We start from the raw sequence: 11,642 nt of genomic DNA, 5'->3' as shown, positions 1-11,642 counted from the left end.
GATGGAACTGACCACCTTCTGGTTCGCGGTCATCGCGTTCCTCTGGACGGGCTACTTCGTGCTGGAGGGCTTCGACTTCGGTGTGGGCATGCTGGTGCCGGTGCTGTCGCGGAGCGAGGCCGAGCGCAAGCAGGTCCTCGGCACGATCGGCCCGGTCTGGGACGGCAACGAGGTCTGGCTGATCACCGCCGTCGGCGCGATGTTCGCCGCCTTCCCCGCCTGGTACGCCGGGCTGCTCAGCGAGTTCTACCTGCCGGTGATGCTGGTCCTGGTCGGGCTCATCGTCCGCGGCGTCGGCCTGGAGTGGCGCGGCAAGGTGCAGCACTCCTCCGACCGCGCGTGGTGCGACACCGGTGTCCTGGTCGGCAGCGCGCTGCCCGCCTTCCTGTGGGGTGCCGTCTTCGCCGACCTGCTGCGCAACAGCGCGACGGCCGCGCTGGCCGGAGGGGTCTTCTCACTGTCGCTGTGCCTGCTGCACGGGGCGGTCTTCGTCGCGCTCAAGACGACGGGCCCGGTGCGCGCTCGGGCCCGCCGCGCCGCGCTGATCGCCGCCGTGGTGGCGGTGCCCTCGGCGGTGGTGGTCCTGTCCGGCATCCCCGCCTCCGGCGGGTCCGCCGCAGGTCAGAGCGGCGCCGTGTGGGTGTGGGCGTGCGCGCTGACCTCGGTGGCGGCCCTGGCCGCCGGGGTCGCGCTGACCTGGCGCGGCCGGGACGGCTGGGCGTTCGCGGCGACCGCCTCGTCCATCGTGCTCGCCTCCGCCGCCCTGTTCGGGGCCCTGTGGCCCGCCCCGTTCCCCGGCCTCACCGTCGCCGAGGCCGCCTCCGGCCCGTACACCCTCGGCGTGCTGACCTGGATCGGCCTGATCGCGCTGCCGTTCGTGCTGGGTTACCAGGCGTGGTCGTACTGGGTCTTCCGCAAGCGCCTGACCGCCGGCGCCTCCTGACCCCCCGGGGCCGGAGAAGTCCACGACGCCGGGCCCCGCGACCCGCCCTCCCACAAGCCGGGACAAGCCAATGACAAGAAGGGCTCGCTACCCTCGGATCCCATGCGGAAAGATGCACCGTGGTGTCCCGGCGGGCAGCCTCCGGCCCATCGGCGGCACAGGTGAGATTCCAGGTCCTGGGCTCGGTGGGGGTCTACGACGACGACGGAACCCCCGTGGACCTGCGCGGACCGCGTCAGCGCGCGGTGCTCGCCCGGCTCCTGATCGCACAGGGGGCCGTGGTCTCCACGGACACCCTCATCGAGGACCTGTACGACGGGTCGCCGCCGGCGAGTGCGTTGTCGACGTTGCAGTCGTACATGTCCAATCTGCGCCGGGTGATCGAGCCCGAGCGCGTCCGGCACGCCCCGCCGCAGGTGCTCATCGGGCGGCAGCCCGGCTACCTGCTCGCCGCCGCGGACGTCGACGCGCTCGAATTCGCCGAACTGGTCAACCGCTCGGAGTTCCGGTCGCCCGACGAGGCGCTGGCGTCCCTGGACAGGGCACTGCGGCTCTGGCGCGGCGTGCCGTACGGCGAGTTCGCCGACAGGACGTGGGCCGTCACGGAGGTCCACCGGCTCGGTGAGCTGCGTCTGGTCGCCGTCGAGCGGCGTGCCCAGGCGCTGCTGGACCTCGGCCGCCCGCAGCCCGTGATCAACGAGCTGGAGGTGGAGACGCTCGATCACCCGCTGCGTGAGCGGCTGTGGTGCCTGCTCGCCCTGGCGCTGTACCGCACCGGGCGCCAGGCCGACGCGCTGGCCGTGCTGCGCCGGGCCCGGGAGGTGCTCGCCGAGCAGCTCGGCCTCGACCCCGGTCCCGAACTGCGGGCCCTGGAGGAGGACATCCTCCGGCAGGTCGAGTCGCTGGACCCGGTGCGCGCCACCGCGGTGCTCCTGGCCGCGGCGCCGTCCGCGCAGCGGCGGGTCGTCCTCGGCCGGGAGCGGCAGTTCGCGGCGCTGCAGTCGCTGCTCGACAGGGGCGGCACGGCCGTCGCCGCGGTGACCGGTGAGGCCGGTATCGGCAAGACGTTCCTGCTTGAGGCGTTCCGCGACCACTGCGCCGACCTCGGCTACCTCGTGCTGTGGGGAAGCTGCCACGACATCCATGGCGCACCCCCGCTGTGGCCGTGGTTCCAGGTGCTGGGGGCGCTCGCCCAGCACCACCCGCCGCCCGACAGGCCGGCGCTGGCCGGCCTGCTCGACGACGAGAAACCTTCCGGCTCGACCGAGGCGGCGCGGCTGCGCCGGAACCAGGCCGTCGCCGAATGGCTGATCACGGCCGCGAGGACCCAGCCGCTGGTCGTCGTCCTGGACGACCTGCACTGGGCCGACCCGGCCTCGCTCGAACTGCTCAAAGACGTGATCATGCTGACCGGCAGGCCGGCGGGGAACGCCACCCTCAAGATCGTCACGGCGTTCCGGGACACGGCGTTCCAGGGCACCGCGTTCCGGGGCACGGCGGCGCACGCCCCCGTCCCGGACGGCGGGTGCGGCCTGTCCGCGGACGACATGCTGGCCCGCCTCGTCCCCTACGATCTGCATCCCATCCGCCTCCGCGGCCTCGACGCGGACGCCGTGCGGTCCATCGCGGCGAACATGGGAGCGGAGGTGGACGAACCCACCGCCCTGCGGCTGGCCGACCGTACCGGCGGCAACCCGTACTTCGTGCGGGAGAGCGTCCGCCTGCTCGCCGAGGGCCGCCCGCTGTCCGAGGTGCCCGACGCGGTGGTGAAGGTGATCCGCCAGCGGATCGGCGCGCTCGCCCCGCAGGTCGGGGAGGTGCTCGGGATCGCCGCCGTGATCGGCCGGGACTTCGACCCCGGGATCGTCGCGGAGGTCTGCCAGAGCGAGGTCTACGGCCCGCTGGACCAGGCGGCCCAGGCCGGGCTGATCGTTCCGCACGCCGGCCGGATGGTCTTCACCCACGACCTGGTCTGCGAGACCCTCATCCGCGACATCCCGCCGCTGCGCAAGGCGATCATCCACCGCGACGTGATGGCCGCCCTGTCCCGCCGGCCGGGTATCGACGTGGCCGTCATCGCCCACCACGCGGTCGAGGCCGGCCACGCCGCGTACGGCGAGGCGGTGCGCTGGGCCCGCGCCGCGGCCGAACAGGCGAGCCTGCGCCTGGCCTACGACGAGGCGGCCATGTGGTGGAGCCGGGCGATCGCCGCGCACGGCGCCTCCGCCGGCGACGCGACCGACCACCTGGAGCTGCTGCTGCGACACGTCCAGGCTCTGCTGGAGTCGGGAGACGCGATCGGCGCGAGGTGGGCCCGGGGGGAGGCCATCCGCGCCGCCGACCGCGCCGGAGCCGGACCCGAGTCGACCGCCCGGGCGCTCACCGCCCTCGACGCCCCCTCGATCTGGACGCTGCGCAACCCGTACGAGCCGGTGGATCTGCGGCTCGTGCACCGCTTCGAGTCGGCGCTGCGCGAGCTGCCCGACACCGACGGCCCCGAGCGGGCCCGCCTGCTCGGGGGCCTGGCCCAGGAGCTGTACGACGGGACGGACGATCCGCATCGCGCCGCCCTGTCGTCCGAGGCGATCGACATGGCCCGCCGGCTGGGCGACCCCCGCCTGCTGCTGCAGATGCTCAACGCGCGATACCTGTCGCTTCCGGCGTTCGCGGCGCACGCCACCGAACCGCTGGAGATCGCCGCCGAGATGCTCGAGACGGCCGTGCGCGCCGAGGAGCCGGGGTTCGAGCTGCTCGCACAGATGATCTTCAGTCACCACCGGATGGAGATGTTCGACCTGGCGGGTGCGGACCGGGCCGCCGCCCGCTGCGACGCCATGCTGGAGCGGCTGCCGCTGCCCTGGCCCCGTTTCCAGCACACCGTGTGGCAGGCCAACCGGCTGGTTCTGGCCGGCCGGTTCGACGACGCCGAAGCCCGCTACGACGAGGCCGAACGCCAGGCCGAACGGATCGGCATGTGGCACGCCGGCGCGGTGGTGACCGCCGGGCGTATCTTCCTGCGTTACCACCGCGGCACCCTGGCCGGGGCCGGGACGCTCGTCAACGTGATCGCCGGCATCCACCCCTCCGCCGACCGTGATCTGCGGGTCCTGCTGCTGTGCGAGCAGGGCCGGGCCGGGGAGGCGCGCGAGCTGGTGTCCGACGGCTGGCCCCCGCGGGTGCGGGACTGGTCGTGGCTGACCATGACCTGCCTGCAGGGTGCGGCCCAGGCGGCCGTCGGCGACGTGACGGCCTGCCGGGTCACCTACGCCGAACTGCTGCCCTACAGCGGATACATCTCGGTCAGCTCCGCCGTGGCCACATTGGGGCCCGTCGACTGGTTCCTGGCTCGGCTCGCCTCGGCCACGGGCCACCATGACGCCGCCGCCAGGCACCTCGCCACGCTGGCCCGCCTGGCGGACCGCAACGGGCTCCCCTGGTGGCGTGACCGTGCCGAGGTCGCGGCACGGGCGCTGCCGACACGCCCGTGCGACCGGCGACAGGAGTGGTACGCGAACGTCCGGTGACCCGCGCCAAGCCTCCGGCTCGCGGCGTCAAACGGGAATCAGCCTTCCCAAGCGGATCAAGCCGCCCACAAGGACAGTTTGCCACCATGAGTGACAATTCACTTTATCTACTACTAAAAGCCTTATAGCTCCCAAAGGTCTCACCAGCACCCCCATATTGTGCGTTCGCATCGGCGCCGCGCCGGAGCAGGAATGCTCCAGCGCGCAGAGGACGCCCTGAACCGTCTCCGCCGAGCTGCGCACCCCCGAGAAAAAAGCGAACAACCCAGCCGAAGATCCGCCGGTCCCGCGGGGCGTACCCCTGCCCTCACGCGGGGACGGCCGGACACGGAACCCCTCATCCCGCGGACGCGCGAAACGGGAAGAGGGGGCCGAGTCCCCGTGAAGCCGAGCCCGAAGGCCTCTGCCCGCCGCCAGGAAGATCCCTGACCCCGAACGGGCACGCCGACGCCGGCCATACCCGTGCGCGCGGCCGAAAGCCCGCGCTTAGAGCCACCTCATACCCACCTGTCTTTCCGTACCGCGCCTGATCGCGGTCCCAGTTTCGGAGAGTCCCCCTTGACCTGGCTACTCAGTCGTGCCCTCGCGGGACGGATAGCGTTCACCGCACTCGCCGCGGTACTCAGCCCCCTCGCCCTGCCCGCACCCGCGACCGCCGCCCCCACCCCGACACCGTCCCCGAAGAGCGAGGCGGCGCCCGCCGACTCCGGGGCCACGCTCGTCGATCTCGGTTTCCTCAACACCTCCGGCGGCGACGTCGGAGGGATCAACAGCAAGGGCGAGGTCGCGGGGAACGTCGCGAAGGAACCCGGCAAAGCCGCGAGAGCCGTCCTGTTCACCGGCGGATCCTTCACGGACGTCCACGCGGCCTTCGGCCCCGACATCACCTACAGCAGGGCCTGGGACGTCAACGACGACGGCACGGTGGTCGGCACCGTCGACGGCAGCCGCTCCTTCCTCTTCGAGAAGGGCAAGGCGACCCTGATCGAGCCGAAACTGGCCAGGGCCGTCAACAACAAGGGCCAGGTCGTGGGCGACGCCCGGATCCGTAATGCCGACGGCTCGATCCTGAAGCTCCAGGCGTTCGAGGGCCAGCACCTGGAGGCCTATTCGCTGAACGACTCCGGGGCGGTCGTCGGCGGCGCCGACATGAACCCCGACAAGACCATAAAGGACTACCGCGCCTTCCGCACCAGACCCGGCGAACCCATCGACGTCAACCGGGACCGCCTGGAGTACATGGGCTCCACCCTGGCCAACGACATCAACGACCACGGGCAGGTCGCCGGCTACGGGACCGACGCGGGCGGCGGCTACGTCCCCCTCATCTGGGACGAGAACGGCCGGTTCCGGGAGATGGCGACCCCGCACGGCGGGATGGTGGACGCGATCAACAACGCCGGCACCGGGGTGGGGAGGATGTACTCCAGTGACGGCTGGCTCCACGCCGCCCTGTTCGAGAACGGTGTCGGGACCTACCTGCGCGACCTGGTGCCGCACGCGGGCTGGACCCTGAAGAAGGCCACCGACATCAACGACCTCGGTCAGATCACCGGTGTCGGCTCGCCCCCCGGGTCGACCGCCGACCACGCCTTCCTCATCCAGCTGGGAAGCACCCCCGTCATCACCTCGATGACCCTCCAGACGCAGCTCTACCCCTTCTCGGAGTGGGAGGACGTGACGTCGGCGGGCGCGACGGTCGACGGCAACCCGGTGCGCGTCACCGTCTCGATGTTCAACCCCGGCAGCCACCCCGTGGCCGCGCAGCTCCAGCTGACCGAATCGAGCACCGACGTCCCCGTCCCCCTGCCCGGCGGGAAGATCGACAAGGTCCTCGCCCCACGCGAGACCGTCACGGAACAGGTGACCTGGGACACCGCGGGCTTCGCCTGGCGTAAGGACTGGCCGAACAGAAAACCCTCCGTGGAGGCGAAGCTCGTCGTCGGCGACGCCGTCCAGGCCAGCCGCCGCGAGTCCCTGACGATCCGGCCGAAGCCCGTGGTCCTGGTGCACGGCTACAACAGCGACGCGCAGGCGTGGAAGAACTACCGGCAATTCCTCGAGTACACGGGCGGGTATCTGAGGGGGTACGCGGTCGGTGACGGGCAGGTGCCCGGCACGCTCAACACCGGCAGCCTGACCAACCCGATCCCGCCCACCCTGACCATCGAGCAGAACGCCGAGCAGGAGGCGCTCTACATCGAGGGTGTCCGCAAGCAGACCGGCGCCTTCCACGTCGACGTGGTCGCCCACTCCATGGGCGGGCTGATCACCCGGCAGTACATCCAGACCCGGATGCCGAACGCGCCGGACGGCAGGCCGGTGGTCAACCGGATGCTCCAGATGGGCACCCCGAACCGGGGATCGCCCTGCGCGGACATGGCCCTGGACCTGGCACTGTGGTTGAAGATCCCCGTCCCCTGGCCGGCCACGCAGCAGCTGACCGTGCCGTACGTGAGTGAGGTCTTCAACCCGAAGGTCACCGACCTCAAGGGCGTCACGGCCTCCAACCTCGTCGGCGTGGGCCAGGGCGTGCCCTGCTACACCCTCGAAGACGGCGACGGAGTCGTCCCGGAGTCCAGCGCGCAGTTCACCTACACCGACATCCCCTACACCCAGGTCCCGCACACCGAGATGACCGACTCGGAAAAGGACTACGCCTCCTACGTCAAGCCGCGACTGGGCTCGCTGCTGGTCGACACCGGCAACCCGGGCGGGGAGCCGGCGCGCAAGGACGCCGCCGCACGGCCAAGCGAGAAGGCCGCCACGCGACCCGGCCGGAAGACCGCCGCGCGGCCCGGCCGGAAGACCGCAGCCGAGGCCGCGGCGGAAACCGGCCCCGGGACGGCCTCGACGTTCGCCACCCCCTCGGCCACGGTGGAGGCGGGCAAGACGGCGACCGTGCCGCTGGACGTCCCGCAGGGCACCGGATTCGGCGTCACCGGCGCGCTGCCGTCGACCGTCGGCCTGCTGCTGCGCGACCCGGCCGGGCAACCGGCCGCCTCCTACACCGCGGGCAGCGCGAGCGCCAAGCAGCCCTTCCAGGGGCTGAGCGTTCCCACCCCGACCGCGGGAGCGTGGAAGCTGGAGATCACCAACACCGGCACCGCGCCGGTCACCGCGGCCCTGGCCGCCTGGATCACCGGCAACCCGGTGACCGCGACGGCGAAGGCCCGCCAGGCGTCGGAGGACGGCACGGCGCAGGTGACGGCCACCGTCGCCGACGACGGCGAACCGGTCACCGGCGCGACCGTGAAGGCGATCCTGATCGCCGAGGACGCCACCCGCCACGAGCTGACCCTCAAGGACGACGGGAACAGCGACGACGGCGCCGCCGGCGACGGCACGTACGGCGCCACGACCGGCCCGCTCGCCGACGGCGTGTACAGCGTCGCCGTCAAGGCCGACACCACCAAGGGCACACGCACCGCACGCGACGCCGTCACGATCCGGAAGGTCGACACCCGCGAGTTCGAGCTGAAGCTGTCGGCCACGCCGGGCGGGTCGGTGACCGCGTCCCCGGCACAGGAGAAGTACCGGGCCGGGACGAAGGTGACGCTGACCGCGACCCCTGAGGAGGGGCGGATCCCGATCGGGTGGGTGATCGACGGCAAGGAGCGGGGGGCAGGTGCGCTGACCGTCGTCATGGACGGCGAGCACTCGGTGCAGGCCCGGTTCGGCACTTACGCGGTGACCGAGATCGGCACTTTGCCCGGCTACGACGTGGAGAAGACCAAGGCGGTCGCGCTGAACGACCGCGGCCAGGTCGCCGCCACGGTGAAGAGCGACAAGCCCGTGGACGGGCGGCCTGTCACACGCGCACGGGCTGTGCGCTGGCAGGCCGGTGAGGTCACCGACCTGGGCGGCCTGCCGTGCGAGGGCTCCGGTGACGCTCACTGCAACTCGGCTGCCACCGGGATCAACGAGGCCGGTGACGTCTCCGGCTGGTCCAACACATGGGTGGACGGCGCTCTCAGGCAACACGCCGTGGTCTACCGCGATGGTTCGGTCACCGACCTGCAGCCGGCATCCCTCCCGTCGGACACCGACAGCGCGGCCGTGGACCTGAACGACGACGATCAGGTGTTCGGCTGGATGGACCAGGACGGCACCGGCTTCTCCCACGCGATGTGGAACCAGGGGAAGGTGACGCGGATATCCGACCCGAAGCAGTTCATGGCCCGCGATGAGCTGGCCGGCCGCATCAACGCTCGGGGCGCCGTCGCCGGCGCCTACGACAAGGGACTGGACGCCGGCGGTGTCCCCACCGGCGAGGACCCGGCCGTCTACCAGGACGGCGTGACCACGAAACTCGAGATCCCGAAGTGCCTGCACACCAGCGGCACCGCACTCGACATCAACGACACCGGCCTGGTGGTCGGCGAGGGGAACTGCCGCACGGACGATACGAACAGCAGCTGGAGCAGGCACGCCTACACCTGGCAGGACGGCCGGCGCACCGATCTCGGTGAGGGCAGGGCGAGCGCCGTCAACGACCACGGCCTGGTGGCCGGCTTGACCGGCCCGCCGCACGCCCCCGTGCCGGCCCTGTGGCTGGACGGCCGGCACTACGAGCTGGAGGACCTGCTTCCCCGTCCGGCGTGTGACATCACCACGTGGATCAAGCCCTGCATGACGCTGACCTCGCTGCTCGACGTCAACTCCTCCGGCCAGATCCTGGCCCAGGGGTTCATCTACGACGACGCCGTGCACGGCGGTATCAAGGAGGAGCGGTCCTTCCTGCTGACGCCCACCACCGCGCAGGCCGATCTGGAGGTCACGCACACCGTCTCCAAGGCCAAGCCCTGGCCGGGTGCGACCGTCACCTGGACGGCCACCGCCACCAACCACGGCCCCGACCCAGCGACCGGTGTCCGGCTCGACGTGGTCGTCCCGCCCGCCGCCGGGGAGGCGGTGTGTGAGACCTCGCAGGGGACGTGCTCCGAGCACGGCGCCTCGCACCAGGGCGTGATCGGTTCGCTGGCTGCGGGTGCGACGGCCACCGTCACGGTGACCGCGACCATTCCGGCCGGTACCGCCGACGGCACCGGGCTCACGTCCGAGGCCAAGGTCTCCACCCTCGAGGGGGGCGACCCCAAGCCTGGTAACAACACCGCGCAGGTCACCGCCACGGTCAAGCACTCACTGGACAAGACCGCGATCAACTGGGCCGACCCGGTCCGGGCCGGGGCGACCAGCAAGTACCCGATGGAGGTGACGCTGACCAACCGCTCGGGGGAGGACATGCCCCTCACTGACATCAAGACCGAGGGCCCGTTCACGCAGACCAACGCCTGCCCCGCGAAGCTCGGACCGGGTGAGGTGTGCACGGTGCAGCTGTGGTTCGCCCCGACCCGGGTGGGGCCGGCCGGCGGCAAGCTGACCTTCACCACCGGCGGCACCGCCCCCTCCCACACCGTGACCCTCACCGGTCAGGGCATCGAGGCCAACGCCGAACCGGTGGTCGAGCTCCCGGCCGCCCCGCTGCGGGGCACGGTGGGCGAGCCGTTCACCCTGACGGTGAAGTTCACCGACACCGACGCCGCCGACACCCACACCGCGTCGGTGGAGTGGGGCGACGGCTCTTCGGACAAGGGACAGGTGACGCAGGCGGCCGGTGGCGGAACCGTCACGGCGACCAGGACCTTCGACAAGCCGGTGGACGAGGGATACGCCCTGGTGGAGGTGAAGGACAGCAAGGGCGACACCGGCTGGAAGTCCGTGCCCTACGTCATCAAGGAGGCGACACCCGGCACCGCACCCGTGGTGATCACCGGACCCGACGTCGAAGTGACCGTCGGCGAGACCCTCCGCCGCGTCGTGTCCTTCGCCGACCCCGACTCCACCTCCTGGACGGCGACCGTCGACTACGGCGACGGCACCAGCCCGGCACCGATCACCCCCGACGGCAAGGAGATCACTCTGGAACACCGGTGGGCCGCCGCCGGGAAGTACTCCGTCATCGTGACCGTGCGAGACGACGGCGGCCTGCAGACCACCGCCGCCTTCTCCGTCACCGTCCTGCCCGCGGAGACCCCGAACCAGGCCCCCCAGGTGAAACTGACCGGACCCGGCGACGTCACCGAGGGCACTGCTTGGAGTGGTGAGGCGTCCTTCACCGACCCCGACACCGGAACCTGGACGGCGACCGCCGACTACGGCGACGGGCCGGAACCGCTGCCTCTGGACGGCAAGCGGCTGAAGCTGGAGCACACCTTCACCGACAACGGCGACCGCACCGTCACCGTGACGGTCACCGACGACAAGGGGGCGACGGGCACGGCCGAGCTCGCGGTCCGCGTCGCCAACGCGGCACCCCGGGTCTCCCTCGACGAACCGGCCGCCGCCGCGGTCGTCGCCGTGGGCACCCCGCTCACCCTGAGCGCGTCCTTCACCGACCCCGGCGTCTCCGACACCCACACCGCCGTCTGGACCGTCGGCACCCAGCAGGTGACCGGGGCGGTGACCGGACGCGACGGCAAGGGCACCGCCACCAGCCCGCACGTGTTCACCAGGGCCGGCCGTTATCCGATCTCGGTGACGGTGACCGACGACGACGGCACCGCCACCGTCGCCGACACCGTCGGTGGCGAGAAGGCCTACGTGCTCGTCTACGACCCGGCCGGCTCACTGGTCGGCGCCGGCGCGGTGGCCTCGCCCGCCGGCTCCTGCCGGCTGACCGCCGCCTGCGGCAAGGCGGGCTCCGCTGCCTTCGTCGTCACCGCCTCCTACCCGCGCAAGGCCACCGCACCCACCGGTGGACTGCGCTACGACGCCTCGGGGTTCAAGCTGCGCGACACCTCCTACACGGTGCTCACCGCCGCGGGCGGCACGGCGGTCCTGCGCGGCGAGGGTCGGGTCAACGGCACCGTGGACGTCACCTTCGAGGTCACCGCCGTCGACTCCGGCAAGCCGCTCGGCCGCGACCGGCTCCGGCTCCGGGTCTGGCGCAAGGACGGCGAGCTGGTCTACGACAACCAGCCGACCGGCTCGGCCCCGTCCGTGACCGGCGTCGTCCGGGTCAGCGGCCGCGACTGAGGGTTCCGCGGGCTCCCGTCCATCCGGGCGGGAGCCCGCGGGCATCCACCCGCGTGAACCACCCGTCCGGCCCGCTCCGTGAAAGGAGCGGGCCGTTCGCATACGGCGGTCACCTGGCCCGTGCGGGCAGTGGCCGC

At 71.9% G+C, this 11,642-nt stretch carries 3 protein-coding genes; all 3 read left to right on the top strand.

Translation table 11 applies throughout. From position 1 onward, the window contains the following. Position 1: 1 nt before the first annotated feature. The 3 genes from cydB to F4562_RS27295 all read left to right on the top strand — a co-directional run bounded on the left by cydB (position 2) and on the right by F4562_RS27295 (position 11,505). Positions 2-943: a cytochrome d ubiquinol oxidase subunit II gene (cydB, locus tag F4562_RS27305; protein WP_184541589.1), complete on the top strand. Its 942-nt coding sequence runs from the start codon at positions 2-4 to the stop codon at positions 941-943. Between the two features lie 161 nt (positions 944-1,104). Further along, complete coding sequence (locus F4562_RS27300) at positions 1,105-4,467, top strand: ATP-binding protein (RefSeq protein ID WP_184541590.1); 3,363 nt, start codon at positions 1,105-1,107, stop codon at positions 4,465-4,467. A gap of 558 nt (positions 4,468-5,025) precedes the next feature. Further along, positions 5,026-11,505, top strand: coding sequence for a PKD domain-containing protein (locus F4562_RS27295; protein ID WP_184541591.1), 6,480 nt, complete (start codon positions 5,026-5,028; stop codon positions 11,503-11,505). Positions 11,506-11,642: the final 137 nt, after the last annotated feature.

Origin of the sequence: Streptosporangium becharense (genome assembly GCF_014204985.1) — a bacterium.
Classification (GTDB): domain Bacteria; phylum Actinomycetota; class Actinomycetes; order Streptosporangiales; family Streptosporangiaceae; genus Streptosporangium; species Streptosporangium becharense.
This window is presented reverse-complemented; position numbering and strand designations above follow the sequence as displayed.

Bases quoted from the DNA above. Each gene is read 5' to 3' on its own strand.
- cydB (WP_184541589.1), top strand. From the start codon at position 2: ATGGAACTGACCACCTTCTGGTTCGCGGTCATCGCGTTCCTCTGGACG.